The sequence below is a fragment of the Streptomyces griseus genome (assembly GCF_900460065.1).
Taxonomy (GTDB): Bacteria; Actinomycetota; Actinomycetes; order Streptomycetales; family Streptomycetaceae; genus Streptomyces; species Streptomyces griseus.
Genome location: NZ_UAVD01000047.1, coordinates 100,732 through 126,254, shown reverse-complemented (window position 1 = coordinate 126,254; position 25,523 = coordinate 100,732). Strand labels below are relative to the sequence as shown.

General features: G+C 73.2%; 23 protein-coding genes. 12 read left to right on the top strand and 11 right to left on the bottom strand.

Annotated elements, in window-relative coordinates; all coding sequences use genetic code 11:
* Window positions 1-60: 60 nt before the first annotated feature.
* From DTB53_RS31530 to DTB53_RS31520, 3 genes are all read right to left on the bottom strand, one after another.
* Window positions 61-456, bottom strand: coding sequence for a 2'-5' RNA ligase family protein (locus tag DTB53_RS31530; RefSeq protein WP_012379697.1), 396 nt, complete (start codon window positions 454-456; stop codon window positions 61-63).
* A gap of 167 nt (window positions 457-623) precedes the next feature.
* A complete protein-coding gene (locus DTB53_RS31525; RefSeq protein ID WP_012379698.1) occupies window positions 624-1,958 on the bottom strand; it encodes an MFS transporter in 1,335 nt (444 codons plus the stop codon).
* A gap of 135 nt (window positions 1,959-2,093) precedes the next feature.
* Complete coding sequence (locus DTB53_RS31520; RefSeq protein WP_003967282.1) at window positions 2,094-2,534, bottom strand: MarR family winged helix-turn-helix transcriptional regulator; 441 nt, start codon at window positions 2,532-2,534, stop codon at window positions 2,094-2,096.
* A 134-nt stretch (window positions 2,535-2,668) separates the two neighbouring features.
* Here DTB53_RS31520 and DTB53_RS31515 point away from each other — a divergent pair, with 134 nt between their 5' ends.
* Window positions 2,669-2,878, top strand: a complete 210-nt coding sequence (locus tag DTB53_RS31515) for a hypothetical protein (protein ID WP_003967283.1) — start codon at window positions 2,669-2,671, stop codon at window positions 2,876-2,878.
* 30 nt (window positions 2,879-2,908) lie between these two features.
* Here DTB53_RS31515 and DTB53_RS31510 read toward each other — a convergent pair whose 3' ends face one another.
* A complete protein-coding gene (locus DTB53_RS31510; protein WP_012379699.1) occupies window positions 2,909-4,363 on the bottom strand; it encodes an NCS2 family permease in 1,455 nt (484 codons plus the stop codon).
* 212 nt (window positions 4,364-4,575) lie between these two features.
* On the opposite strand from DTB53_RS31510, the gene DTB53_RS31505 reads away from it, so the two are divergent.
* Complete coding sequence (locus DTB53_RS31505) at window positions 4,576-4,908, top strand: DUF2530 domain-containing protein (protein WP_003967285.1); 333 nt, start codon at window positions 4,576-4,578, stop codon at window positions 4,906-4,908.
* Window positions 4,909-5,028: 120 nt separating this feature from the next.
* On the top strand, window positions 5,029-7,497 hold the full coding sequence (locus DTB53_RS31500) for an HAD-IC family P-type ATPase (protein WP_042496499.1): 2,469 nt from the start codon (window positions 5,029-5,031) through the stop codon (window positions 7,495-7,497).
* An 89-nt stretch (window positions 7,498-7,586) separates the two neighbouring features.
* Here the strand turns inward: DTB53_RS31500 and DTB53_RS31495 are convergent, their stop codons facing one another.
* The 4 genes from DTB53_RS31495 to DTB53_RS31480 form a co-directional block, all read right to left on the bottom strand.
* Window positions 7,587-8,450, bottom strand: coding sequence for a hypothetical protein (locus tag DTB53_RS31495; RefSeq protein ID WP_012379701.1), 864 nt, complete (start codon window positions 8,448-8,450; stop codon window positions 7,587-7,589).
* Between the two features lie 214 nt (window positions 8,451-8,664).
* A complete protein-coding gene (locus DTB53_RS31490) occupies window positions 8,665-9,411 on the bottom strand; it encodes a hypothetical protein (RefSeq protein ID WP_012379702.1) in 747 nt (248 codons plus the stop codon).
* A gap of 214 nt (window positions 9,412-9,625) precedes the next feature.
* A complete protein-coding gene (locus DTB53_RS31485; protein ID WP_012379703.1) occupies window positions 9,626-12,832 on the bottom strand; it encodes a sacsin N-terminal ATP-binding-like domain-containing protein in 3,207 nt (1,068 codons plus the stop codon).
* 398 nt (window positions 12,833-13,230) lie between these two features.
* On the bottom strand, window positions 13,231-14,163 hold the full coding sequence (locus DTB53_RS31480; protein ID WP_012379704.1) for a DUF3027 domain-containing protein: 933 nt from the start codon (window positions 14,161-14,163) through the stop codon (window positions 13,231-13,233).
* Window positions 14,164-14,579: 416 nt separating this feature from the next.
* Between DTB53_RS31480 and DTB53_RS31470 the strand changes: the two genes are divergently transcribed.
* From DTB53_RS31470 to DTB53_RS31455, 4 genes are read left to right on the top strand one after another with little or no spacing between them, the layout of a single operon-like run.
* A complete protein-coding gene (locus DTB53_RS31470; RefSeq protein WP_003967291.1) occupies window positions 14,580-16,016 on the top strand; it encodes an MFS transporter in 1,437 nt (478 codons plus the stop codon).
* A gap of 27 nt (window positions 16,017-16,043) precedes the next feature.
* Window positions 16,044-16,520, top strand: coding sequence for a hypothetical protein (locus DTB53_RS31465; RefSeq protein WP_003967292.1), 477 nt, complete (start codon window positions 16,044-16,046; stop codon window positions 16,518-16,520).
* 53 nt (window positions 16,521-16,573) lie between these two features.
* On the top strand, window positions 16,574-17,281 hold the full coding sequence (locus tag DTB53_RS31460; RefSeq protein WP_012379705.1) for a futalosine hydrolase: 708 nt from the start codon (window positions 16,574-16,576) through the stop codon (window positions 17,279-17,281).
* Entirely contained in the window at window positions 17,259-18,137 is an 879-nt protein-coding gene (locus DTB53_RS31455) for a 1,4-dihydroxy-6-naphtoate synthase (RefSeq protein ID WP_012379706.1), read from the top strand. The genes DTB53_RS31460 and DTB53_RS31455 overlap by 23 nt, the downstream gene beginning before the upstream one ends.
* Before the next feature lie 73 nt (window positions 18,138-18,210).
* On the opposite strand, the gene DTB53_RS37910 is transcribed toward DTB53_RS31455, so the two are convergent.
* Window positions 18,211-18,594, bottom strand: a complete 384-nt coding sequence (locus tag DTB53_RS37910) for a cold-shock protein (RefSeq protein ID WP_003967295.1) — start codon at window positions 18,592-18,594, stop codon at window positions 18,211-18,213.
* Window positions 18,595-18,772: 178 nt separating this feature from the next.
* Here DTB53_RS37910 and DTB53_RS31445 point away from each other — a divergent pair, with 178 nt between their 5' ends.
* Window positions 18,773-19,012, top strand: coding sequence for a hypothetical protein (locus DTB53_RS31445; protein WP_003967296.1), 240 nt, complete (start codon window positions 18,773-18,775; stop codon window positions 19,010-19,012).
* Between the two features lie 12 nt (window positions 19,013-19,024).
* Here DTB53_RS31445 and DTB53_RS31440 read toward each other — a convergent pair whose 3' ends face one another.
* A complete protein-coding gene (locus DTB53_RS31440; protein ID WP_003967297.1) occupies window positions 19,025-19,696 on the bottom strand; it encodes an HAD family hydrolase in 672 nt (223 codons plus the stop codon).
* Window positions 19,697-19,949: 253 nt separating this feature from the next.
* Between DTB53_RS31440 and DTB53_RS31435 the strand changes: the two genes are divergently transcribed.
* Genes DTB53_RS31435 through DTB53_RS31420 form a run of 4 tightly spaced genes read left to right on the top strand, consistent with a single transcriptional unit; the run spans window position 19,950 to window position 23,986 of the window.
* Window positions 19,950-20,990 (top strand): FecCD family ABC transporter permease, encoded by a 1,041-nt coding sequence (locus tag DTB53_RS31435; protein WP_012379707.1) that lies wholly within the window; start codon window positions 19,950-19,952, stop codon window positions 20,988-20,990.
* Complete coding sequence (locus DTB53_RS31430; RefSeq protein WP_012379708.1) at window positions 20,987-22,084, top strand: FecCD family ABC transporter permease; 1,098 nt, start codon at window positions 20,987-20,989, stop codon at window positions 22,082-22,084. Before DTB53_RS31435 ends, DTB53_RS31430 begins: the two co-directional genes overlap by 4 nt.
* Entirely contained in the window at window positions 22,081-22,980 is a 900-nt protein-coding gene (locus tag DTB53_RS31425; RefSeq protein ID WP_012379709.1) for an ABC transporter ATP-binding protein, read from the top strand. The genes DTB53_RS31430 and DTB53_RS31425 overlap by 4 nt, the downstream gene beginning before the upstream one ends.
* A 1-nt stretch (window position 22,981) precedes the next feature.
* Entirely contained in the window at window positions 22,982-23,986 is a 1,005-nt protein-coding gene (locus tag DTB53_RS31420; protein WP_012379710.1) for an ABC transporter substrate-binding protein, read from the top strand.
* A 126-nt stretch (window positions 23,987-24,112) separates the two neighbouring features.
* Here DTB53_RS31420 and DTB53_RS31415 read toward each other — a convergent pair whose 3' ends face one another.
* Window positions 24,113-25,477 carry a hypothetical protein gene (locus DTB53_RS31415; RefSeq protein ID WP_012379711.1) on the bottom strand — a complete coding sequence of 455 codons (1,365 nt, stop codon included), beginning with the start codon at window positions 25,475-25,477 and terminating at the stop codon, window positions 24,113-24,115.
* Window positions 25,478-25,523 lie beyond the last annotated feature (46 nt).

The window sequence follows — 25,523 nt, the reverse complement described above, 5'->3', positions numbered from 1 at the left end:
ACGGCCGCCATGACGCGGTTTCTGGTCTTCGGGTCCACCCTTCGAGCGTAACGGCACCGCTCACCGGCCGAGTGCCCAGGCCCGCACCGTCTCGTAGCGGGGCCGCTCCCCCGGCACCCCGGGCACCGGCGGAACGCTCCGTACGAGACGCAGCTCGCCGGCCTCCCAGCGCTCTCCCCCGAAACCCGCCGGCGCCGCGGCGAAGGGCCTCAGATCCACCCCGCCCCGGCTCCGGGCCGGCGTCAGGTGCGGGGTGTGGCGGCGATGCTCCACCTCTCCGTGGAACGCGAGCGTGAAGTGCCAGCCCTCGGGGCGCGTCCAGCGCAGCTCCCCCGCGCCGGGCAGCGCGTGGAGCGGGGCCACCGCCGTACGGAGTGCGGCGACGGCCGTGCCGGGCGGCAGCACGGCGGCGAAGAGGCGCTGGGTGGGCGGACGGCCGGAGCGGTGGCTGCTCATGCGCGCGAGTCTCGCAGCTCCGGGCGCGCCGGGGGCGCCGGTCCCGTCGCCGTCCCGGGCGGCTGCCCGCACGCCCCGTGGTCCTGGAGCCGACCCCCGTGGTCGGCCCCGCCCCCGTACGCGAAAGGCGCCCTCCCCGGGAGTGGGGAGGGCGCCTTTCGCGTGGCTCACGCCGCCGTCGCCAGCTGCTCGCGCGGGACGAAGCGGACGTGCGGGCGGCCCGGCCGGAGATCGACCTTCAGGCGGAGGCCGCCGACGCGGGCGAGGGCGAAGCCGACGCCCAGGGCGGCGATCACCGAGATCGCGCCGCCGGCCGCGAAGCCGGTGCGGGCCCCGTAGGTGTCGCTGATCCAGCCGACGATCGGGGCGCCCACCGGCGTACCCCCGGCGAAGACCATCATGTAGAGGCTCATCACCCGGCCCCGCATCTCCGGATCGGCGGCCATCTGGACGCTCGTGTTCGCGGTGATGTTCGTGGTCAGGCCGAGCATGCCGATCGGGACCAGCAGGATCGAGAACAGCCAGACCGACGGGGACAGCGAAGCGGCGATCTCCAGCAGTCCGAAGGCCGTGCCCGCCGCCACCAGCATCCGCAGCCGCGTGGAGCGGCGGCGGGCCGAGAGCAGGGCGCCGGCCAGCGAACCGGCCGCCATCAGGATGTTGAAGAACGAGTACATGCCCGCGCCGCCGTCGAAGATCTCGTCGGCGTAGGCGGTCAGCCAGATCGGGAAGTTGAAGCCGAACGTGCCGACGAAGCCGACCAGGACGATCGGCCAGATCAGCTCGGGGCGGCCCTTCACGTAGCGCAGGCCCTCGCGGAGCTGGCCCTTGGCCCGGGGGACGGTCACCGAGGCGTGCAGCTCGTTGGTGCGCATCATCAGCAGGCCGACGAGCGGGGCCAGGAAGGAGAGGCCGTTGAGCAGGAACGCCCAGCCGCTGCCGACCGTGGTGATCAGGACGCCCGCGACGGCGGGGCCGATGAGCCGGGCGGACTGGAAGTTCGCCGAGTTCAGGCTGACCGCGTTGCGCAGTTGCGCGGGGCCGACCATCTCGGAGACGAACGACTGACGGGCCGGGTTGTCGACGACGGTCACCATGCCGAGCAGGAAGGCGACCAGGTAGACGTGCCAGACCTGCACGACCCCGGAGAGGGTCAGGACGGCCAGCGCGACACCGCACAGGCCGAGCATGGCCTGGCTGACGAGCAGGATCTGCCGCTTGGGCAGGCGGTCGGCTATCACGCCGCCGTACAGGCCGAAAAGCAGCATCGGGAGGAACTGGAGGGCCGTGGTGATGCCGACGGCGGTCGCGGAACCCGTCAGGCTCAGCACGAGCCAGTCCTGCGTGATGCGGGACATCCAGGTACCGGTGTTGGAGATCACGGCGCCCGTGGCGAACAGGCGGTAGTTGCGGATCTTCAGCGACGAGAAGGTCCCGCCGGTCTTGCTCTCGTGGGTGGAAGTCGGTGCGGGGGCGGAGTCTGCTCCGGATCCCGTACTCAAAAGGGTTCGCCTCCTCGGGCGTCTGCGGCGTTCGGTCCGACGAGGACGTGACGACGGGCGCTCCGGCGGTGATCCGGTCCGGGCCGGCCGGTGTTTCCGGTCCGGCGGCGGATCATCGTCGGCGCGCCCGCGGGGTCACAGGTGGGCGAGCTTCTCCAACACGGGCGCGGCGGCCCGAAGCGTCTCCCACTCGTCCTCGTCCAGGCCCTCGGCGAGGCGGGACAGCCAGGCGTTCCGCTTGGTGCGGCTCTCCGCGAGCATGGCCTCGGCCTGCTCGGTCTGGCTGACCCTCTTCTGCCGACGGTCATCGGGGTGCGGTTCCAGCCTGACCAGCCCCTTCGCCTCCAGCAGCGCGACGATGCGGGTCATCGACGGGGGCTGCACGTGCTCCTTGCGGGCCAGCTCACCGGGGGTGGCCGAGCCGCAGCGGGCGAGGGTGCCGAGCACCGACATCTCGGTGGGGCTCAGCGACTCGTCGACGCGCTGGTGCTTCAGTCGACGGCCCAGCAGCATCACGGCGGAGCGGAGGGAGCTCACGGCGGCGGCACTGTCGCCGTCGTGGATCAGGTCAGGCATGTTTGTTAGCGTAACTCATTACCCAAACTAAATACCACCTGGTGGTACACGCGCGAGAAACCGATCACCCGAACGAGTGAGATAGACGCGGAAAGTGACGCAAGGAGCGCTCCGGGGCGGCGACCCTGCTGGGCATGGGATCGACAGTGCTCAGCCTGCGGATAGACGGTGAGCTGCTCGACCGGCTCCGGCAGCACGCCGCGAAACGCGGAATGAGCGTCCAGGACTATGTGGTCCGGACGCTCATGCGCGACGACTTCGACGAACGCTTCACGGCGGCCGTCGAGGAGACCGAGAGGTTCTACGGCGACGCACGGGGGAGCGTGACACCACCGATCACGTGAGGCCGGGCCCCGGCTCCACGAGAGAACCGGTCACGTGAGGCCGAGCGCCGGCATCGCGTAGTAGAAGACGAACACCGCCGAGACCACGTACATGGCCACCGGCACCTCACGGCCGCGCCCGGCCGCCAGGCGCAGCACGGAGAAGGCGATGAAGCCGATGCCGATGCCGTTGGTGATCGAGTACGTGAACGGCATCATCACCATGGCCAGGAACGCCGGGACCGCGAGCGTGTAGTCGCTCCAGTCGATGTCCCGCACCGAGCCCGCGATGATCAGGAAGCCGACCGCCAGCAGGGCGGGGGTGGCCGCCTGCGACGGGACCATGGTCGCCAGCGGTGTGAGGAACAGCGCCACCGAGAAGAGCAGACCGGTCACGACGCTCGCCAGTCCGGTGCGGGCGCCCTCGCCGACGCCCGCGGTGGACTCCACGAAGCACGTGGTGGCGGAGGAGGAGCTCGCACCGCCCGCGGCGACCGCGATGCCGTCCACGAACAGCACCTTGTTGATGCCGGGGAAGTTGCCGTCCTGGTCCATCAGCTTCGCCTCGTCGCCGACGCCGAGGATGGTGCCCATCGCGTCGAAGAAGCAGGACAGCAGCACGGTGAAGACGAACAGGACACCGGTCAGGATGCCGACCTTCTCGAAGCCGCCGAACAGGCTGACCTCGCCGAGCAGCCCGAAGTCCGGCGCGGAGACCGGGTTGCCCGGCCACGCGGGCGTCGTCAGGCCCCACGCCCCTTCGGGCAGGTCCGCCACCGCGTCGATGACCAGGGCCACGACCGTCATGGCGACGATCGAGATCAGGATCGCGCCGGGCACCTTGCGCACGATCAGCGCGAGCGTGAGCAGCGCGCCGAGGACGAAGACGAGAATCGGCCAGCCAACGAGGTGACCGGTGCCGCCGAGCTGGAGCGGCACGGTGGTGTGGGCGGCGTCGGGGATGCGCGAGACGAAACCCGAGTCGACGAGGCCGATCAGCAGGATGAAGAGGCCGATGCCGATCGCGATGCCCTTGCGGAGCGACTTCGGCACGGCGTTCATCACGCGTTCCCGCAGGCCGGTGGCGACCAGCAGCATCACCACGATGCCCGCGAGGACGACCATGCCCATCGCGTCCGGCCAGCTCATCCGGGGGGCGAGCTGGAGCGCGACGACGGTGTTGACGCCGAGACCGGCGGCGAGCGCGATCGGCACGTTGCCGATGACACCCATGAGCAGGGTGGAGAACGCGGCGGACAGCACGGTGGCGGTGACCAGCTGACCGTTGTCGAGCTGGTTGCCGTACATGTCCTTCGCGCTGCCCAGGATGATCGGGTTGAGCACGATGATGTACGCCATCGCGAAGAACGTGGCGAACCCGCCGCGGAACTCGCGGGCGACGGAGGACCCCCGCTCGGAGATCTTGAAGAACCGGTCCAGGCTGCCCTGGGACTGCGGGGTCGCGGGGGGCGGGGAGTCGACCGGAGCGGTGGCCGAGGGGGGCATGGGTGACCTCAGTCGTACGTAGAGGGGTGGATGCGATGGGGCAGGAAGATGATCGAAATTGGAGGTTCAGACGAACGAATCGAGCCAACCCAAAGCAGATTCAGTATGAATACATAAGGCGAAGATCGCTATCTCCGCGCGTAGACCCGCGTGGTCCCCGGCCCGGTCCGGGCCGCACACCCCCGGAACGGGTGGCCCCATACACTGAAGTCATGGAGAAGTGGACACCGAAGCACGAGGCGCCCGAACCCCTGGAGGGCCCCGTCGTCGCCACCGTCGTCGGCGGCACGATCCTCTGGTTCGTCCTCTTCCTCGCCCAGCTCCCCTTCTACGGCTGGTTCGCCGACCGCGGCCACACCTGGTGGGTGTGGACCCCGCTGGCGGGGGCCGGTCTCGGCCTGATCGGCATCTGGTACGTCCGGGGGCGCGAGGCCGCCCTCAAGCGGCACGCGGCCCGGGTCGAGGCCAAGGACGCGGCGGGGGCCGCGGCGACGGACAGCGCCCTGGGCGGCGGCCGGGCGGACCGCGCCGACCGGACCGCCTGAGGCGTCGCCCGACCGGGACCGCCGGGACCGTACGACCACGGGACCGTCTTCGTCCTCCCCTGGTCGGATCTTCGGCCCTCCCGGTGGGTGATTCGCCGCGCGCGCCCGTACCGTCGAACCATGACGCAGCGGGCACTCGATTCCTCCGGGGAGCAGACCCCCGGAACCTCCCGGCCGGCCATGATCGACGCGGGGGCGGAACTCGATCCCGTGCACCCCGTGGAGCCACCACCGCCCCGTCGGCCCGACGGGCTGAGCACCGCCGAGGTCGCGGAGCGGGTCGCTCGCGGCGAGGTCAACGACGTACCCGTACGGTCGTCGCGGTCGGTCACCGAAATCGTCCGGGCCAACGTCCTCACCCGGTTCAACCTGATCATCGGCGTGCTCTGGGTGATCATGCTGTTCGTCGCGCCGATCCAGGACAGCCTCTTCGGCTTCGTGATCATCGCCAACACCGGCATCGGCATCATCCAGGAGTGGCGGGCCAAGAAGACCCTGGACAGCCTCGCGGTGATCGGCGAGGCGAAGCCGACCGTGCGGCGCGACGGGGCCGCCGCCGAGATCTCCGCCTCCGAGATCGTTCTCGGCGATCTGATCGAGCTCGGCCCCGGGGACAAGGTCGTCGTGGACGGCACGGTCGCCGAGGCCGACAGCCTGGAGATCGACGAGTCGCTCCTCACCGGAGAGGCCGACCCGGTGGTCAAGCGGGCCGGCGACCCGGTGATGTCCGGCAGCTTCGTCGTCGCCGGCGGGGGCGCGTTCACCGCGACCAAGGTGGGCCGCGAGGCGTACGCCGCACAGCTCGCCGAGGAGGCGTCGCGCTTCACGCTCGTCCAGTCCGAGCTGCGCAGCGGCATCAGCACGATCCTGAAGTACGTCACCTGGATGATGGTGCCGACGGCGATCGGGCTGATCATCAGCCAGCTGGTCGTGAAGGACAACAATTTCAAGGACTCCGTCGCCCGGACCGTCGGCGGCATCGTCCCGATGATCCCCGAGGGCCTGGTGCTGCTGACCTCCGTCGCCTTCGCCATCGGCGTCGTACGGCTGGGCCGCAAGCAGTGCCTGGTGCAGGAGCTCCCCGCGATCGAGGGCCTCGCGCGGGTGGACGTGGTCTGCCTGGACAAGACGGGGACCCTCACCGAGGGCGGCATGGACGTCACGGAGGTCCGGCCGCTCGACGGCAACGACGAGGCGTACGTGACGCGGGTGCTGCGGGCGTTCGGCTCCTCGGACCCGCGGCCCAACGCCAGCCTCCAGGCCATCATCGACGCGTACCCGCAGGGGGACGAGCCCGCCTGGACCGTCGCCGACGCGATGCCGTTCTCCTCCGCGCGCAAGTACAGCGGCGCGGCCTTCGAGGAGGCCGACGGGACCGTCTCCGCCTGGCTGCTCGGCGCCCCCGACGTCCTGCTGGCCGAGGGCGACGCGGCCCTCACCGAGATCGAGCACCTCAACGAGCAGGGCCTGCGGGTGCTGCTGCTGGCCCGGGTGCGGGGCGACGAGCTGGACGCCCCCGGCGCGGCGGCGGGAGCCGCCCCCACCGCCCTGGTCGTCCTGGAGCAGCGGCTGCGGCCGGACGCCGCCGACACGCTCGGCTACTTCGCCGACCAGAACGTGGCCACCAAGGTCATCTCCGGCGACAACGCGGTCTCGGTCGGCGCGGTGGCCGGGAAGCTCGGCCTGGCGGGTGCGGAGAACACGCTGGACGCCCGCCGGATGCCCACCGACCCGGACGAGATGGCCACGGCCATGGAACAGAACGCGGTCTTCGGCCGGGTCACCCCGCAGCAGAAGCGGGACATGGTGGCCGCCCTCCAGTCCCGCGGCCACACGGTCGCGATGACCGGCGACGGCGTCAACGACGTCCTCGCCCTCAAGGACGCGGACATCGGCGTCTCGATGGGCTCCGGCTCGGAGGCTACGCGGGCGGTGGCGCAGATCGTGCTGCTGAACAACAGCTTCGCGACGCTGCCGTCGGTGGTGGCCGAGGGCCGCCGGGTGATCGGCAACATCACCCGGGTCGCGACGCTCTTCCTGACCAAGACGGTCTACTCGGTGCTGCTGGCGATCCTGGTGGTCTGCACCCAGGTCGAGTACCCCTTCCTGCCGCGGCACCTGACCCTGCTGTCCACGCTGACCATCGGCGTCCCCGCGTTCTTCCTGGCGCTCGCGCCGAACAAGGAGCGGGCCCAGCCCCACTTCGTACGCCGGGTCATGCGGTACGCGATCCCCTCGGGCGTCATCGCGGCGGCGGCCACCTTCGCCACGTACCTGGTGGCACGGCAGCACTACAGCGGCGAGGGCGCGCTGGACGCCGAGACGAGTGCGGCGACGCTGACGCTGTTCCTGGTCTCGATGTGGGTCCTGGCGATCATCGCCCGCCCGTACACCTGGTGGCGGATCGCCCTGGTGGCGGCGATGGGGCTCGGCTTCCTGATCGTGCTCGTGGTGCCGTGGCTCCAGGAATTCTTCGCCCTGAAGCTGGTCGGCACGACGATGCCGTGGACGGCGGTCGGCATCGCGGTGGCGGCGGCGGTCCTGCTGGAGTTCGTCTGGCGCTGGGTGGGACGGCGCTTCGGGGCGTAGGGCGCGGGGCGCCGAAGGGGACGGGAAAGCCCCCGGGAGGACGGTGGTCCTCCCGGGGGCTTTCGCCTGTGGGTACCGCTGGACGACGACTACTTCACGTCGAGGAAGTCACCCTTGGCCGAGACGGCCGGGGTGCTCGGCGTGCCGGCGAAGCTGTAGCGCCAGGTGCCGTCGGCCGAGGCCTTGACGGTGGTCTTCAGGGTGCCGGTGGAGCTGGTCTTGACCGTCTTCACGGTCGAGTAGCTCTTGGCGCCCTTCTTCTTGAACTGGAGCTGCACGGACTGCTTGCTGTAGCCCTTGTACGTGCCGGTGTCCCAGTTGGCACGGGTCAGCTTGCCGGTGACCGTGATGGTCTTGCCCTTCTTCACGGGCTCCGGGGAGGCGTTGACGGTCAGCTTGGAGAAGCGCTGGACACGGACCTTGGAGACCGCGTCACGCTCCAGCTCCTGGCCGTCGTTGGCGCCGGCCGCCGCCCCGACGCGCCACCAGGTCGCGTCCGAGTTGAGCATCAGGCCCGGGGTGAGGGTGATGGTGCCCTTGCAGGTCGTGGTGGTCGCGCTGACCACCTTGCAGGAGACCGACTTCTCGTTCGGGCCGAAGCCGAAGCTGTCCTCGGCGTCGACGGACGAGCCGATCCAGATGAACGCGGCGGCACCGGCGATGCCGGAGTCGTCGGTGGCCGTCACCGTGTAGGGCACCGTCACCTTCGACTTGGTGCCGACGACGATCGGCTTGCCGCCGTTGACGACCGCGGAGGTGATCTTGGCGTTGTCGACGGCCTGCGCGGCGGCGCCGAACGCCCGCTTCGACTTCTCCCCGGCCGGGGCCTGGGGAGCTGTGACGCCGTGGTCCACGGTCCACGAACGACCGTCATCGGCCTGCGCGGCCGGTACTGCGAGAGCGGAAAGGGCCAGGGCGCCGGAAACGGCGGCCACGGTGGCACGAATACGCATGAGTCCCCAAGTGGAGAAGGGGCCCCGGGGCGCGCTTGTGTCGTCAGCCCGGCGGGACCCATCTGATCCATGAGCCTCTTGGCTCACAAGAACAGACGAGCGAACCCCGCGCATGGTTGTACGATCCGTGACTTTTTCGTGAAGACCTTTCCGCGCCGGTGCGCGCCCGCCTCCGACCCGTCCCCACGGGGCGGCGGCGGGCGCACGACGGCCGCTACTTCACGTCGAGGTAGTCGCCCGCGGCCGAGACGGCCGGAGTGGTGGACGTACCGGCGAAGCTGTAGCGCCAGGTGCCGTCGGCCGAGGCCTTGACGGTGGTCTTCAGGGCGCCGGTGGAGCTGGTCTTGACCGTCTTCACGGTCGAGTAGCTCTTGGCGCCCTTCTTCTTGAACTGGAGCTGCACGGACTGCTTGCTGTAGCCCTTGTACGTGAACGTGCCCCAGTCGGCGCGCGTGAGCTTCCCGGTGACCGTGATGGTCTTGCCCTTCTTCACGGGCTCCGGCGAGGCGTTGGCCGTGATCTTCGAGGCGCGCTGGAGCTTGAAGGACTTGACCTTCTCCGTCCACACGTAGTCGCCGTCGTTGGCGTCCACCCAGGCGTCGACGTACCAGGTCCCGGCCACTTCGTTGCTGTACGCGAGGTCCACCTTCGGGTCGACCACGAACCTGGCGGTGCAGGTGTTGCCCGAGCAACTGGTGCTGGTCGGGGAGAGCATGCCGAACGAGGGGCCGAAGAGGGTGACGTCCGCGCCGTCGATGCCCGAGTCGTCCTTGGCCGTGAGGGTGACCGAGAACTTCTTGGCGGCGGACGTGCCGACGACGACGGCCGCGCCGCCGTTCACCGTCACCTTGGTGATGGCGGTGTCTCCCGAGCGGCCACCGGCCTGAGCGGCCGGAACGGCGAGGGCGGAGACGGCCAGGGCGCCGGCGACGACGACGCCGGCAGAGGTGCGCATACGCATGTGTTTCCCCGTGGAGAAAGGGCCTTCCCGGGTGAGCCGGGGCGGCCGGTCCGAACGGTCATGAAGCGATTGCCCGTTGACGGCAATCCGTGACTCGTCGGATCAGACCGGCTCCACCCGTGAAGGGTTGTACACGAACATGTGTTTTTCGTGAAGGCGCTGCGGAGTGCGTCCGCCCCGCCCGTGGCGGACGCGCCCGGGTCCGGCGCCCGCCTCAGTCGAACCAGCGGTCCCGGGCCAGCTCCGCCGTCCGGGACGGGTCCTCCAGCAGGGCCGCGACCTCGAAGCGACGGGGCCACTGGCCGGCCGCCCAGGCCAGGCCGGCCGCCACACCCTCCAGGGTCGCGGCGTGGACCACCCCGTCCCTCGTGCGGCGCCAGTCCAGTTCGACGCCGCCCGCGCGGAGTTCGGAGTGCTCGACGTACGTGTCCGGGGTGCCGGGGCCGAGCAGGACGCGGACCGACTCCGGTACGCGGTGCTCCTCGCCCTCGCTCGTCACACCCGCCTCGATCGTCTCGCCGAGCCGCCGCACCTGGAGCAGCTCGGCCAACTCGGCGGCCCTGGACGGGGCCACGGGGAGCAGCGGCAGCCCCTCCGTCAGCGGCAGCACGTCCGGGGCGTCCGCGATCACGGCGTCCGCCGCGTCGACCACGGCCACGTCCCCGTCCACCACCGCGCGCAGCTCGTCCGGCAGCGTCACCCGGTCCGGGTCCAGCTCGGCCAGCGCCGTGTAGAGGGCGTGCAGTTGTACGGGGGTGACGGGGCGGTCCTCGTCGGCGAGCCGGCCCAGCAGTTCGGCCGCGCCGCCCGGCTCGTCCAGGAGGGCCGCCACCGAGGTGCGCACCCCGAGCGCCCGCAGCACCTGGGTGTCGTCGAAGCCGGTGGCGTCCACCGCGTCGTAGAGCCCGGCCAGCCGGGGGTCGCCGCCCGCCGCGCGCAGTCCGGCCGGGCGGCGGCCGTCCAGCACGGGGTGGTCCCGCAGCCACCACGCGGTGTACGGGCGCACGGACTGCGTCGTGCCGTCCGGGAGCAGCACCCGCACCGGCTGCGTCAGCGCGTCGCGCAGCGGCGGCTGCGCCAGCATCGCCAGCGCCTGGGGCCAGGCGTCGTCGTCGACCAGGTCCAGATCCCGTACGGCGACGATCTCGGTGGCGACGGGCGGCACCGGGGTCTCGGGCAGCTGGTCGAGAAGGTCCTCGCACCACACGTCGACGGCGTCCAGCAGCCCGGCGTCGTCGGGTTCGGCGAAGTCGCCGTCGCGGGGCTCCAGTTCATCGGGGTCCAGGACGACGTCGGCGGCCCGTACGAGGGCGAAGGTGGCGAGCACCCCGCAGGCGGTGAGGGGCCCCTGACCCCAGCGGTCCGTCAGCTCCTGGTCGGCGAGGGCGAGTTCGCCTTCGCGCATGACCCGGGAGAACGGACTTCCGGGGAGGACGAGTTCACCCGCCGGGGCCGGTTCGCCGTCCTCGTCGGGGAGGGCGAGCGCACCGAGCCACGGTTCGTCGCCGGGGGCCAGCTCGGCGTCCCGGACGAGGGTGAGCACGGTCTCGGCGAGCTCGTCGCCGTCGAGGGCGTCCTCGTCCCAGATCTCCCCCGCGTCCAGTGACGCGGCGACCGCGGCCCGGACTTGAGGGGTCGTCAGCACGGCGCGGGGGGTGGCGGGCAGGGCGCCGAGCTTCTCCAGGAGGGGGTGGGCCGCGTCCGGGTGGGCGACCTTGAGGCCGAGCCGGGAGAGGCGCGCGAGAACGGGCCCGGTGAGCGCGTCCGGGAGCGGCAGCAGGATCTGGCGCGGCCCGATCGTGGTGCGCGGCGGGCGGCCCTCCCGCTCGTCCGCCGGATCACCGGCGAGCGGGACGGGCAGGCCGGTGAGCCGGTCCGGGTCGGTGCCCGCGAGGCTGTCGTAGAGCCGGTGCCACCAGGCGGGGTCGCGCTCCAGGCCGGCGAGCCGGTCGATGGCCTCGGTCAGCGGAACCCGGGCTACCCCGAGGGTCCGCAGCTCGGTGCGCCGCTCCAGGCCCGCGGGCAGCAGGCAGGGCAGCACCTCGGCGAGCACCCGTACGGTCTCGGCCCCGACGCCTTCGACGACCTCGGCCTCCACGGGCCGCAGGGCGGAGGCGGTTTCCTCCGTACGGTCCCCGTCCCGGTCCCAGTCGTCGCCCCAGCCGTTCTCCGCCTCGGGGTCCCGGGGCGCGGCGGGCTCCAGGAACGCGACCCGGGGCAGCCGGTCCAGGATCGCCCCGCGCAGGGCCCCGTCCAGGCCGCCCTTGCCCAGCGGCCCCGGCACCAGGTCGATGGTCCCGGTCGACACGGGCCGCCAGCCGCCCAGCAGCTCCGCGTACGCGTCGGCCGCCCGCTCCACCAGGAAGTCGGTCAGCGGCCCAGGCGCGGGGTGCCTGCGGGCGGTGTCCAGCGGGAGGGAGGCGATGAGCAGGGCGGGGACGCCGAGCGGCTCGTCGGTGGGCGTCGGGGCGTGCACGACCGGTGCCGTACGGGGGTGGAGCGGGGCGCCGGACTCGTCGACCGGGACCGCCCAGGTCACCGACCAGTGCGGGCGCAGCCGCTCCTCGACCGGGCGGTCGGCGAGCAGGGCGGGCTCGACGGGCCCGTGGTGGAGGACCGTGCGCCAGCGGTTCAGGCCCCGGGCGGAGTCGTCGATGTGCGTGTACGGGCCCTGCTGCGACCGGCTCAGGGTCCGGGTGCCGTCCGGGGTCTCGATGACGACCTCGTCCAGGCCGGGCAGGGTCAGCAGCAGCGCGTCGTCCACGGCCGCCAGCAGCCGGGCCACCAGGTCCTCGGCGGTGCCGTCGCGCAGCGGCAGCACGACGACGGTGTCGTACCCGTCGGGCGCGGAGCCCTCGGCGGGCAGCGGCAGGCGCAGCAGCGGTACGTGCCCGTCGCGGCGGCGCAGCTCGTCCCCGAGGCCGGGGGAGCCGACGGCCGCCTCCCCGGCCAGCTCACGGGCCTCGGCCAGGGACCAGCGCACGCCGCCGTGGCGGCCGAGCACGGCCGGTTCGTCGCTGACCGCGAGGACGGCGGCGAACCCGACGCCGAAGCGGCCGACGGAGGACTCGTGGCCCTCGCGCTTGGCGGAGGCCCGCAGGGTGGACAGGGACTCCACGCCGGTGGCGTCGAGCGGCGCGCCGGTGTTCGCGGCGGCCAGCACGCAGCGGTCGTCCGGGTCGCCGGGGGCGGCGGGGTGCAGGGTGAGCCGGAGCCTGCCGGGAACGCGGGCGCGGGCGGCGGCGTCGGCGGCGTTCTGGGCCAGCTCGACGACGAGGCGGTCGCGGTAGCCGCCGAGCGCCAGGTCCTCCTCGGCGTTGGCGTCCTCCCGGAACCGGGCGGGCCCGGCCCCCCAGGCGTCGAGCACGCCGCGCCGCAGCCGTGCCGTCCCGAACGGATCGGCCCCCTCGGTCGCCTTCATGCTCACGCTCTCGACTCCGTCCGCGTTGTGGGTGGACCGCGTGTGCCCGTGCGGCCCGGTGTGCGCCCGAAGGTACCGCGCGCGCCGCCCTTGCCGTACCAGCGTCCCGGGCCGACCCGGTGCCCGCGGCGACCTGTCCCCGGGCAATTCAAGCCCGTCCGGCGTGTGCGGACGGAACCCCTGACCAGGGCGGCGGTCACCGAACAGGCACGTGGTGCGCAGGATCCTGCGGTGGCACCCGGCACCGCGTCGACGGTTCCGTCCTCAAACGCCGGACGGGCTGAAAAGGCGGCGCCCCGGACCACCGCCAGGGTTCCGTCCTCAAACGCCGGACGGGCTGGTGTGGCCGGACGGGCCGGAGAGGCCCACCATCACCGGGCAGCCCCGGGGCGGGCGTCTCAGGAGTGGCCCAGGTCCTCCGACGCGCCGTCCGGCTCGGCCGGGACCGAGCCCTCGCCCCGCTCCGGGCGCAGCGCGTACGCGTCCACCCGCATCGTGTCCAACGCGTGATCCGCCGGCCGGACCGGCTTCGGCATCACCGCGGCCTCCGAGTGCCCGCCGCAGCCGTACGCCAGCGACACCACATGTCCGTCCGCCGGACCGAACTCGTTCGCGCACACCCCGAACGCCTGCTTCAGGGAGCCCGCCATCGGGATCAGGAACGCGCAGCTGACGCAGGTCGCCGGGGCCGCCTGGGCCATCGGCGTCCTCGGGCCGAACTCCTCGTCCCAGCGGTCGGCCGCCGCGTGCAGCCCGTACCGGGACAGCACCCGCGCGCGGCGCGTACCGAGCTCGTCGGCGACCGCGGCGATGGACCCGCGGCTGATCGCGGCCACCGGCCGGTCCGTCAGCTCGGCGTCCTCCGAGTCGGCCAGCTCCGCCAGCTCCGGGGAGACCGCGGAGTTCGGCGGCGGCTCGTCCTCGCCCGTCCAGCCGGGCTCCAGGCGCAGGTCCTCCGCCTCGGTGGGCAGCAGGTCCCCGGGGCCCATGTCGCCGGGGCGCAGCCGCTCGCTCCACGGCACCCACTCCGGCGCCAGGAGCGCGTCGTCCCCCGGCAACAGCACCGTTTCGTCGAGGGTGACGTTCTTCGCGCGGGAGGCCCGCGCGACCGTCACCGCCCAGCGCCAGCCCCGGTACCCGGGCTCCTTGGCCTCGAAGTAGTGCGTGACGACCCGGTCTCCCTCGGAGACCACACCGATGTGCTCACCGACCACACCGGGCGCGGCGGCCTCCTCCGCGGCCGCCCGCGCGAGGTCCACCGCCTCGGCGCACAGGCGGTCGGGAACGGGGGTCCGGGCCGTACGGCTTCGCGTCGTCGTCGCAGCACTCACAGGTCTTCGCTTCTCTCCATACGCCAGTCTCACGAGCGCGCCAGCTGCTGCACGATTGCCGTTTCGGCCAGACAAGTGCGGGCGGAGCGGACCTGGGGGCCGCGTCGACGTCCACACCCGTTGTGCCTGCCTCGGGCGCGCCTTCTGCCACCCATTCTGCGGGATCGCCGAGAGGCGCGCGGCCAAGAACAACCGCCGGTGGCGCGTTACGCACGCTACCCTCTCCGCCGCGCTGCGCCCACCTGCCCGTCCCAAACGTGCCGTATCCGTTCCCGCCGGCCTGCCGCCGACGCCCATCGGAAAGGGGTGGCGAAAGCGCCCGGGACGCCACCGCCGCGCTCGCCCGACAGGGCGTCACACGCGCGTCCGGGGCCGATCACCGTTCATACCGGCCAGGGTTGGGGCACTATGACGGGGTGACTGCCGCCAGGTCGCACGACGGTCCCGGCCCGCTCCGCAGGGCGGGGCGGGCGACGGGCCATGCCCTGCGCGCCCCGTTCACCGGCGCGGCGCGCGGTATCCGCCGAGCGACCCACGCGCACGGCGCGGGCGAATCCGGACTCGGAAAACTGATCGAACTGCACGCGGTGAACGGCGCGGGCGACGTCATGATCACGGTCGCGCTCGCCTCCACGGTCTTCTTCTCGGTGCCCACGGACGAGGCGCGGGGCCGGGTGGCCCTCTATCTCGCCATCACCATGGCCCCCTTCACCCTGCTCGCCCCGGTGATCGGCCCGCTCCTGGACCGGCTGCCGCACGGCCGGCGCGCCGCGATGGCGGGCGCGATGCTGGCCCGGGCGCTGCTGGCGATCACCATGTCGGGCGCGGTCGCCACGGGAGGGCTGGAGCTGTATCCGGCGGCCCTGGGCGTCCTGGTCTCGTCGAAGGCGTACGGCGTGGTGCGCAGCGCGGTCGTGCCACGGCTGCTGCCACCCAGGTTCTCCCTGGTGAAGGCCAATTCCCGGGTGACCCTGGCGGGGCTGCTGGCCACCGGGGTGGCGGCCCCGATCGGGGCCGGCCTCCAGACCATCGGCCCGCCGTGGCCGCTCTACGGCGCCTGCGCGATCTTCGTCGCGGGCACCTTCCTGGCCTTCACCCTGCCGCCCAAGGTCGACTCGGCGAAGGGCGAGCGCCGGGCGCGGCTGATCGTCCCGCACCACGGGGACGCCACGCCCCGGCCCGCCCCCGGCCGGGGCAGCACCCGGGCGGGCCTGCGCAAGCGGGGCAACGGGGAGAAGCCGGCCAGGGAGCGGCCACCGGGGCTGCGGTCCGTCGGCGGGTCCGTCCTGCACGGGCTCCAGGCCAACGCCGCGCACCGGGCCCTCTCCGGCTTCCTCATCTTCTTCCTGGCGTTCCTGCTGCGCGAGCACCCGCTGGCCGGGCAGAGCGCGGCGGTCTCGCTCGGCATCGTCGGCGTGGCGGCGGGCGCCGGCAACGCCTGCGGTACGGCGGTGGGCTCGTGGCTGCGGGCCCGGGGCCCCGAGGTGATCATCGCGACGGTGCTGGGGCTCGCGCTGAGCGTGGCGGTCCTGGCCGCCGTCTTCTTCTCCACGGTGCTGGTCGCCGCGCTCGGCGCGGTCGCCGGTTTCACCCAGGCCCTGTCCAAGCTGTCGCTCGACGCGATGATCCAGCGGGACGTGCCCGAGGAGGTCCGCACCTCCGCGTTCGCCCGGTCCGAGACGTTGCTCCAGATGGCGTGGGTGGTCGGCGGCGCCATCGGCATCGTCCTGCCGCTCAACGCGGTGCTCGGCATGTCCGTCGCGGCGGGCATTCTCGCCCTCGGCGCGGCCACGTCCGTACGGGGCCTCCTGGGGGCCGCGCGGCGCGGCACGCCGCACCCCCGCGTGGCATGAGCGGAGGCGACCGATAGCCTTCGGCCCATGACCGTTGCGTTCTTCTCCGGTAAGGGCCGTCGAATCGGCGTCGCTCTTGGTGCCGTGTCCGCGGGACTCCTTGTCCTCTCCGCCTGCGACAAGCCGACGCCGCTCGCCACCGTGACGGTCGGCAGCGACTCGGTGAACACCGAGGCCGCCTGCTACAACGACGGCGAGGCGATCAAGGAGTCCCTGATCCAGGGCTGCCTGAACAAGAAGGCCGAGAAGACCATCACGGTCTCCATGGACGACAAGGTCCGCTTCGGCGTCGACCCCGAGATCGCCGAGAACGGCTGGACCCTGTTCATCAACGGCCAGCAGGCCGAGCAGGAGCCGTACGAGAAGACCTACCGGACGATCCCCGGCAGCGCGTTCTTCGCCAGCCAGACGGGCCAGCCGTCCGAGAAGACGAACATCTCCATCGTGGAGACCAAGGGCAAGAAGCTCACGGGCATCTGGCAGTTCGAGCTCAAGAAGGACTGACCCGCTCGGTCCGGAGCGCCCTTCCCCCGTCCTCGACCCTGAGGCTGTAACCCGTGCGTGTGCTGGTCGTGACCGCTGTCCCGGTGGAACGGGACGCGGTCACGCGTGCGTTCGGGGGCGCGCCGGAGGCGGTGGCGCTGCCGGGGGGCGAGCTGCACCGCCGCGGCGCGTTCGACGTCCTGGCGGGCGGTGCGGGCCCGGCCGCCGCCGCGGCGGCGACCGCCTTCGCGCTGGCGTCGGCGTCCGCGCCGTACGGGCTGGTCGTCTCGGCCGGGATCGGCGGCGCGTTCACCCCGCTGACGCCGCTCGGCTCGCTGGTCGTGGCGAGCGACCTCGTCGCCGCCGACCTGGGCGCCGACACCCCCGACGGTTTCCTCCCGGTCACCGCGCTCGGCTTCGGCCGGGACCGCTTCACCGCGCCGCCGGCGCTTGTACGGGAGGTGGCGGGCGCCGCGGGCGCCACCGCCGGCCCCGTCCTCACCGTCTCCACCGTGACCGGTACCGCCGAGCGCGCCGCGGACCTGCTCGCCGCGCACCCGGGGGCGCTGGCCGAGGCGATGGAGGGCTTCGGGGTCGCGGAGGCCGCCGCCCGGGCCGGCCTGCCCGTCATGGAGCTGCGGGCCGTGTCGAACGCCGTGGGCCCCCGCGACCGGGACGCCTGGCGCATCGGCGACGCGCTGGCGGCGCTCACGGACGCGTTCGGGAAGACCGCACCCGTACTGGAAGGTTGGAACCGGCATGACGACCGACACCACAGCTAGCCGGGGCCCGGCCGGGGACGCGATCGAGATCGCCTTCTCCCCCTGCCCCAACGACACCTTCGTCTTCGACGCCCTGGCGCACGGCAGGGTCCCCGGCGCACCCGCGCTGGACGTGACCTTCGCCGACATCGACCTCACCAACGGCATGGCGGAGCGCGGTGAGCTGGACGTCCTGAAGGTGTCCTACGCCGTGCTGCCGTGGGTGCTCGACGAGTACGCGCTGCTGCCCTGCGGCGGGGCGCTGGGCCGGGGCTGCGGTCCGCTGGTCCTCTCCAAGGAGCTGGGCCTCGACCTGACCGGCCGGACCGTCGCCGTGCCGAGCGAGCGCTCGACGGCGTACCTGCTGTTCCGGCTCTGGGCGGCGGAGACGGTCCCGGGCGGCGTCGGCGAGGTCGTCGTCATGCCGTTCGACGAGATCATGCCCGCCGTGCGGGACGGCAAGGTCGACGCCGGCCTGGTCATCCACGAGGCCCGTTTCACCTACCGGAACTTCGGTCTGCACAACCTCGCCGACATGGGCCGGCACTGGGAGGACACCACGGGCCTCCCGATCCCCCTCGGCGCGATCATCGCCAAGCGCTCGCTGGGCGAGGAGACCCTGCGCCGGCTGGCCGACGCGGTCCGCGATTCGGTCCGCCTCGCCTGGGACGACCCGGAGGTGTCCCGGCCGTACGTCCTGGAGCACGCCCAGGAGATGGACCCGGCCGTCGCGGACCAGCACATCGGGCTGTACGTGAACGAGTTCACCGCCGACCTCGGCGAGGACGGCTACGCGGCGGTCCGCGGCCTGCTGACCCGTGCGGCGGCCGAGGGACTGGTGCCGCCGCTGGGCCCGGACGCGCTGGCGTTCCCCTGACCCGGCCGGAAAGGACGCCCCCCGGCGGGCTGCGCCTGCCGGGGGGCGTCCCGCGCTACTTGCGCAACAGGACCTAGACGTCGAGCTGGTCGGCGACCGCCCTCAGCAGCCCCGCGATCTTCGCGCCGGCGGCCTTGTCGGGATAGCGGCCCCGCTCCAGCTGCGGCGTGATGTTCTCCAGGACCGTCGTCAGGTCCTGCACGATCGACGCCAGCTCGTCCGGCTTGCGGCGCTGCGCTGCGGCGACGGACGGGGTGGGGTCGAGGACCACCACGGAGAGGGCCTGGTCGCCGCGCTGGCCCGCGACCACGCCGAATTCCACGCGCTGGCCGGGCTTGAGGGCCTCGACCCCGGCAGGGAGAACCGACGAGTGGACGAAGACGTCGCCGCCGTCGTCGCGGGAGAGAAAGCCGAAGCCCTTCTCGCTGTTGAACCACTTGACCTTGCCGGTGGGCACGTCTGTCCTCGTCCTCGTACTCGTCGGTGTGCGGAAAGAGCCGGTCTCCCGGGGAAAACGGCTCCGGATAGCAGTGCAGCGGGTCACCGTGACCCGCCCGGTCCCAGGCTAATGGGCCCCCGGCCGGTGACAAGACGTCGCCGGAGAGTTCCTCCGGGCTGGGAACTACCCTGGTCGCGTGAGTACTACTCCTTCAGGCGCAGGTGACCGGCTTGTTCAGGTCGGCGCGATCGTCTTCTTCGTCGGCGCACTGGCCACACTGGTCACCGTGGCCCCCTTGTTCCTGGGCACGGACCCGTTCCCTCCGGTCGCGTACGCGGTCTGCATGCTGATGGGCGTCGGGTTCCTGATCGCCGGGGCGGGCGTCGTGCGCTCGGCCTGGTCGAACTCCCCGAAACGGGCCGCGAACCGCGTCTGACGCCGCCGCGCGTCAGGCCGCCCGGTCCGCCTCGAAGGCGGCCAGCCAGGCCGGGAAGCCCGTCAGGTCCTCCAGCACCACGTCCGCGCCCGCCGTCCGCAGCTCCGCCGCGTCGCACGGGCCCGTCGTCACCGCGACCGACAGCGCTCCGGCGACCCGGGCCCCGCGGACGTCGCCGGTGTGGTCGCCGACGTACACCTGAGCGCCGTGCTCGCGCAGCGCCTCGCCCTTGGCCTCCGCCCACAGCCAGCCGTCCACCGTGTCCGGCTCGATGCCGAGGTGGGCCAGGTGCAGCTTCGCGTGCGTGGCGAACTTCGCCGTGACGACGATCGCCCGGCCGCCGAGCGCCCGCACCGCGGCCACCGACTCCCGCGCCCCGGGGAGAGCCGTGCACGGGGCTATCGCGTGGTCGGGGTAGAGCTCCCGGTAGCGGGCGGCCGCGGCGGGCACCCGGTCGGCCGGGAACCAGTGCGCCAGCTCCGTCTCCAGCGGCGGGCCGAGCCGGTTCACCACCAGGTCGACGTCGATCGGCACCCCGGTCTCCGCGGACAGGACCCGGAAGGCGGCGGCGATACCGGGCCGGGAGTCGACGAGCGTCATGTCGAGGTCGAAGCCGACCGTCAGGGGGCGCCGGCGGGGGTGCCCGAGCGGCTGCTGGGAAGGGTTCTGATCCGTGGAAGCCATGCCTGCCATTGTGCCGACCGGCCGGAGGCAGCCCCGAAGCCGTCCCCGACCCCGCCCTCGCCCCCCCCTGGGGCGGACGGCTCCTGAGCCCACCCCCGCGCCCGTTCCCGAGCCCGCTCCGAAGCCCCCTTCGGCCGCAGAACGCCGCCGCTTAGACTGAGTCGCGCACTTAGCCAAGCCTTACCGTCCTGGCCCCGCGCCCCCGGCGCTCCCTCACGTTCCGTCACGTCCGCGTCCGTCCCGATTGGGTGAAATGTCAGCGTCAGCGCCCGTGCGGACCGCCGCGCCACCCCGTGCCCCCCGCCTCTCCCGACGTGCCGCCGCCACGGGCGCGGCCGTACTCGCCCTGCTGGTGGCGGTCCTGCTGAGCCTCGCCGTGGGCGCGCGTTCCATCCCTCCGGGCGAGGTGCTCGACGTCCTGCTGCACGGCGGGCACTCCGACGCGGCCGAGGTGATCCGCACGATGCGGGTGCCGCGCACGCTCATCGGGCTGATGGTCGGCGCGGCGCTGGCCCTCGCGGGCACGGTGCTCCAGGGGATCACCCGTAACCCCATCGCCGATCCCGGCATCCTCGGCATCAGCCAGGGCGCCTCGGTGGCGGTGGTGACGGCCATCGCGTTCGCGGGGGTCCACACGCTCACCGGGTACGTGTGGTTCGCCTTCGCGGGCGCCGCGCTCGCCTCGGTCGCCGTGTACGCCATCGCCTCCAGCGGGCGCGGCGGGGCGACCCCGGTGAAGCTCGCGCTCGGCGGCGCGGCGATCAACGCGCTGCTGGTGTCGGTGACGGTGGGGATCCTCACGACGAACGCCGCCGCGCTGGACGAGTTCCGCTTCTGGCAGGTCGGCTCGATCGCCGGCCGGGAGGCGGAGGTCGTCCAGCAGGTGTGGCCGTTCCTCCTCGTCGGGACGGTCCTGGTGCTCTCCGTCGCCCGCGGCCTGGACGCGCTCGCGCTCGGCGAGGACGTGGCGAAGGGGCTCGGGCAGAACGTCGCCGCGGTCCGGATCGTCGGCGGCGTCGGGGCGACCGTGCTGACCGGCGTCGGGGTCGCCGCCGCCGGGCCGATCGCGTTCATCGGCCTCGCCGTCCCGCACATCGCCCGCGCGGTCGTCGGCAGCGACCACCGCTGGGTGCTGCCCATGGCGGCGCTGATCGGCCCCGTGATGCTGCTCGTCTCGGACGTCGTCGGCCGGATCGTGTTCCCGCCGAGCGAGGTCCCGGCGGGCGTCATGACGGCCCTGATCGGGGTGCCGTTCCTCGTCGCCCTCGTACGCCGGAAGGCGGTGCCCGCGTGAACGGGACGTCCACGACCGCGCCCGCGCCCGCGAGGGCCGCACGGGTCCGGCCCGCCGGGTACTCCGTCGTGAAGGCCGGACCGCGCGGCCGGTTCCTGCTGCACCGGCGGGCCACCGGCGTCGCGGCCTCCCTCGTCGTCCTCCTGGCCGCCGTCTGCGTCGTCTACCTCTGCGTCGGCGAGACCTTCGTCGCGCCGGGCGAGGTCGTGAAGGTGATCCTCGGGCAGCCGTCGTCGGCGGAGCTGGTCGTGGGCACGCTGCGACTGCCCCGCATGGTCGTCGGGCTGCTCGTCGGCGCGGCGTTCGGGATCGCCGGGGCGCTGATCCAGACGGTGGCCCGCAACCCGCTGGCCAGCCCCGACATCATCGGCATCAGCCAGGGCGCCAGCGCGCTCACGGTCGGCGCGATGACCTTCGGCATCACCTCGTACACCGTCCTGCCCTACCTCTCCGTCGTCGGCGGCATCGCGGCGGCGGCCCTCGTCTACGTCTTCGCGTGGCGCGGCGGCCTGCACGCCACCCGCTTCGTCCTCATCGGCATCGGCTTCGCCATCGCGCTGCGCTCGGTGACCACCCTGTTCCTGACCAAGGGCGACTACCTGGTCGCCCAGCAGGCGCAGATCTGGATGACCGGTTCGCTGAACGGGCGCGGCTGGTCGGAGGCCGCCCCGATCGGCTGGACGCTGGTGGTCCTGCTGCCCGCCATCGCCTGGGCCGCCCGTGCGCAGCGCACCGTCACGATGGACGACGACACCGCCACCGCGCTGGGCGTGCGCCTGGGGCGCGTACGGCTCGGGCTGGTAGCGCTCGGCGTGGTCCTGGCGTCCGTGGCGACGGGCACCGCGGGCCCGGTGGACTTCGTGGCGCTGCTCGCCCCGCAGGTCGCCCGCCGGCTGACCCGGACCGCGCAGATCCCGCTGCTGTCCTCGGCGCTGCTGGGCGCGGTGATCGTCGTCCTCGGCGACCTGCTCGCCCGGAAGCTGTTCTCGCCCACCGAACTGCCGGTGGGCGTCCTCACGGCGGCGGTCGGCGCCCCGTACCTGATCTGGCTGATCATCCGCGGTCACCGCGGCCGCAGTGGAGGCACCGCATGAGCACGACGACCGGCACCGGCTCCGGCACCGCGCAGCACACCGGCAGGCTCGCCGCGAGCTCCCTGACCCTCGCGTACGAGGACCGCACCGTGGTCCACGAACTGGACCTCACGGTGCCCGACGGGCAGGTCACCGTCATCGTCGGCCCGAACGCGTGCGGCAAGTCCACCACCCTGCGGGCGCTCGGCCGGCTGCTGAAGCCGCGCGGCGGGGCGGTCCTGCTGGACGGCGAGGAGCTGGCGCGGATCCCCACGAAGCGGATCGCCCGGTCCATCGGGCTGCTCCCGCAGACCCCGGTCGCCCCCGAGGCGATCACCGTCTCCGACCTGGTCGCGCGGGGGCGCCAGCCGCACCAGAGCTGGTGGCAGCAGTGGTCGGACGAGGACGAGCGGGCGGTGACCGCCGCCATGGCCCGTACCGACGTCTCGGCGCTGGCCGACCGGTCGGTGGACGAGCTGTCGGGCGGTCAGCGCCAGCGGGTGTGGATCGCGATGGCGCTGGCCCAGGAGACGGACCTGCTGCTGCTCGACGAGCCGACGACGTACCTCGACATCGCGCACCAGGTGGAGGTCCTGGACCTGGTGCGCCAGTTGGCGTCCCCCGCCGAGGACGGCACCCGGGGCCGTACGGTCGTCACCGTGCTCCACGACCTCAACCAGGCCGCCCGGTACGCGGACCGCCTGGTCGCCATGAAGGAGGGGCGGATCGTCGCCGAGGGCCGGCCCGGGGACGTCGTCACCGCCGAACTCGTCGCCGAGGTCTTCGGCCTGGAGGCGGTGATCGTCCCGGACCCGGTGACGGGTTCGCCGCTCGTGGTCCCGAGCGCCCCCTGGTCCCCCTCGCCCCCGTCTCCGTCCCCGGCCCCGTCGGGCTCCTCCTCCCAGAAAGGTCCGTGACATGACGTCCCGCCTCCACCCCCTGCTCCGCGACCGCCGCCGCACCCTCGTCGCCGGTTCCCTCGCCGTGACCGCCGCGCTCACCCTCGCCGGGTGCGGCTCGTCGGACCCGGCCCCCGCCGGGGACTCCTCCGGCTCCTCCGGCTCCTCCGCGAAGACGCGCACCGTGGACACCGCGAACGGGAAGGTCGAGGTGCCCGCGTCGCCGAAGCGGGTCGTCGTCCTGGACTCCGGCGAGCTGGACTCCGCGATCACCCTCGGCGTCCGGCCGGTCGGCGCGACGCACTCGGCGTCCGAGGACGCCTTCCCCTCCTACCTCCCCGCGAGCGAGACGAAGGACATCACCCCGGTCGGCGAGATCGCCAACGCCAGTCTGGAGTCCGTCGCCGCGCTCGAGCCCGACCTGATCCTCACCAGCAAGGTCCGTGACGGGGAGCGCTACGACGAGCTGAGCAAGATCGCCCCGACCGTGATGACGGAGGCGACCGGCAGCGCCTGGAAGGAGAACTTCCAGGTGCACGCGGAGGCCCTCGGCAAGCAGGCCGAGGCCAAGAAGGTCCTCGCCACCTACGACACGCAGGTGGCGAAGGTGACGGAGGCGCTCGGCGGCAAGGAGAAGGCCGCCGCGACGGACGTCAACTTCGTCCGCTTCGTCGAGGGCGCCGAGATCCGCATCTACGGCAAGCAGAACTACATCGGCTCACTCCTCGCCGACATCGGCACCGGCCGCCCCGCGATCACGGACAAGGCGAAGGACGGGTTCTCGTACGACGTGTCGCCCGAGAAGATCGACCTCGCGGACGCGGACGTCATCTTCACGTCGACGTACGGCGACCCGGGCAAGGCCGGGACGACGAAGACGATGAACAGCGGTCTGTGGAAGGGGCTGAAGGCGGCCCGGAACGACAAGGTCTTCAAGGTCGACGACCGGCTGTGGATCGCGGGCATCGGCTACACGGCCGCGGGCAAGATCCTGGAGGAGTTCGAAACCCTCATGACGAAGTAGCCGCCGCGGCGCCGTGCGGACGGGCCCGGCACGGCACCCCGTGAGCCGCACGCGGCAATCCGTCCAGCCGCACGCGGCACCCCGTCCGGCCGGCCCGGCCCGGCGGGCCGGCTGACCGCGCCCCGGTCAGCCGGCCCGCCGCCGCGCCCGCCAGACCAGGTAGAGCGCCGAGGCCACGGCGGCGACGCGGACGACCACCGGCCAGGCGTCCAGCAGGACGTCCCGCATCGCGCCCTCGCGGATCGGCTCGCCCCAGCGCCCCTCCATCCGGCCCCACACCCACACGAGGGCCCCGGCCGCCACCACGCCCGGCAGACCGAGCGCCGCCCACTTCGCCTCCGTACGGGAGAGGGTGCGCGAGCTGTACGCGATCAGCCAGCCGCCCGCCAGCGGCAGCCAGGAACCGGTGACCACACCGGCGACGAGCAGCACGGCGGCCAGGAGCAGCAGCGGGTGGGCGAAGCCGCCGCGGGGGCCGGGGACGGCGGCCCCGGGCTCGACGATCACCGCGGCGGCCTTGCGGCGGCGGAGCTTCAGGAGGCGCAGGGCGCGGCGTCGCGCGGCGGTCCCGGCCCCGGTCTCCTCCGCGGCCCCGGCCTTCCCGGCCCTGCCCGCCGCGTCCTCGGCCCTGCCCGGCGCGTCCTTCCCGCCCTGCGGGGCCGGCCCGTCCTGCCCGTCCTTCTCGACGGGCCGGGGCCGCCTTCCGAGCAGCTCCGGCGCCTCGATGCCGCCGAAGAACCCGGGCACGGCGGTGCCCTCGTCGAAGGGGCCCGGCTCCAGGCGCCACCAGTCGGTCGCGTCCGGGTCCCCCTGCTGGTACTGGCCGAGCATGTGCGGGGCGGAGGGATCGGGCCAGTCGCGGGCCGGGACGCCGTCGGCCGCGTCCTGGTCGTCGGGGGCGGGAGCCGGACGGGGCACGGCGGCGGACCTCGCGCCGGCCGACCGGCCGGAAGCCGGGTCGGAGGCACCGCCGGGCGCCCGGTCGGCACCGTCGTCCGGAGCGCCGCCGGCGCCGCCCTCGGGGCCGCGGCGCGACGCGCCCCACCCGAAACCGGCTTTCGGCCTTCCGAAGGGCTTCGCGGCCCGGCCGTCCCCCGCCTCCGGAGCGGACCCCTTCGGCCCACGCGGCTCCTTCGGTTCCTTCGGCTCCTTGCGGAGGAGGCCGCCCCGGGGGCGGGGGAGGGAGGCCCGCCGCTGCTGCTCGCCGCCTTCCGCCCCGCCCCCCGCGGTGGGCAGGGTGACCGTGCCGTCGGCCGACTCCGCCGCCGCGGCGACCAGTTCGTCCGGGCTGCCCAGCCTGCCGATGATGCGCCGCACGGTCGCCGGGGAGTCCGCGCCCTCCCTGCCGCGCTGCCGGTCGATCTCGCCCCGCAAGGTCGAAACCAGGCGCATCCGGGCGCCCGACGACAGCTGTTGCTGCTGAGCCAGGTCGCCGACCCGGCTCAGGTAGTCGTAGACGAGCTGGTCACTCTCGATCCCCACGCGGTGCATCCCCTCTACCGGCCCTGCCCCGACGGTAGCGTTCCAGCGGCTACCG

Bases quoted from the DNA above. Each gene is read 5' to 3' on its own strand.
- DTB53_RS31530 (WP_012379697.1), bottom strand. From the start codon at position 456: ATGAGCAGCCACCGCTCCGGCCGTCCGCCCACCCAGCGCCTCTTCGCC.
- DTB53_RS31520 (WP_003967282.1), bottom strand. From the start codon at position 2,534: ATGCCTGACCTGATCCACGACGGCGACAGTGCCGCCGCCGTGAGCTCC.
- DTB53_RS31515 (WP_003967283.1), top strand. From the start codon at position 2,669: ATGGGATCGACAGTGCTCAGCCTGCGGATAGACGGTGAGCTGCTCGAC.
- DTB53_RS31510 (WP_012379699.1), bottom strand. From the start codon at position 4,363: ATGCCCCCCTCGGCCACCGCTCCGGTCGACTCCCCGCCCCCCGCGACC.
- DTB53_RS31505 (WP_003967285.1), top strand. From the start codon at position 4,576: ATGGAGAAGTGGACACCGAAGCACGAGGCGCCCGAACCCCTGGAGGGC.
- DTB53_RS31500 (WP_042496499.1), top strand. From the start codon at position 5,029: ATGACGCAGCGGGCACTCGATTCCTCCGGGGAGCAGACCCCCGGAACC.
- DTB53_RS31495 (WP_012379701.1), bottom strand. From the start codon at position 8,450: ATGCGTATTCGTGCCACCGTGGCCGCCGTTTCCGGCGCCCTGGCCCTT.
- DTB53_RS31490 (WP_012379702.1), bottom strand. From the start codon at position 9,411: ATGCGTATGCGCACCTCTGCCGGCGTCGTCGTCGCCGGCGCCCTGGCC.
- DTB53_RS31485 (WP_012379703.1), bottom strand. From the start codon at position 12,832: ATGAAGGCGACCGAGGGGGCCGATCCGTTCGGGACGGCACGGCTGCGG.
- DTB53_RS31465 (WP_003967292.1), top strand. From the start codon at position 16,044: ATGACCGTTGCGTTCTTCTCCGGTAAGGGCCGTCGAATCGGCGTCGCT.
- DTB53_RS31455 (WP_012379706.1), top strand. From the start codon at position 17,259: ATGACGACCGACACCACAGCTAGCCGGGGCCCGGCCGGGGACGCGATC.
- DTB53_RS31440 (WP_003967297.1), bottom strand. From the start codon at position 19,696: ATGGCTTCCACGGATCAGAACCCTTCCCAGCAGCCGCTCGGGCACCCC.
- DTB53_RS31435 (WP_012379707.1), top strand. From the start codon at position 19,950: ATGTCAGCGTCAGCGCCCGTGCGGACCGCCGCGCCACCCCGTGCCCCC.
- DTB53_RS31425 (WP_012379709.1), top strand. From the start codon at position 22,081: ATGAGCACGACGACCGGCACCGGCTCCGGCACCGCGCAGCACACCGGC.
- DTB53_RS31420 (WP_012379710.1), top strand. From the start codon at position 22,982: ATGACGTCCCGCCTCCACCCCCTGCTCCGCGACCGCCGCCGCACCCTC.
- DTB53_RS31415 (WP_012379711.1), bottom strand. From the start codon at position 25,477: ATGCACCGCGTGGGGATCGAGAGTGACCAGCTCGTCTACGACTACCTG.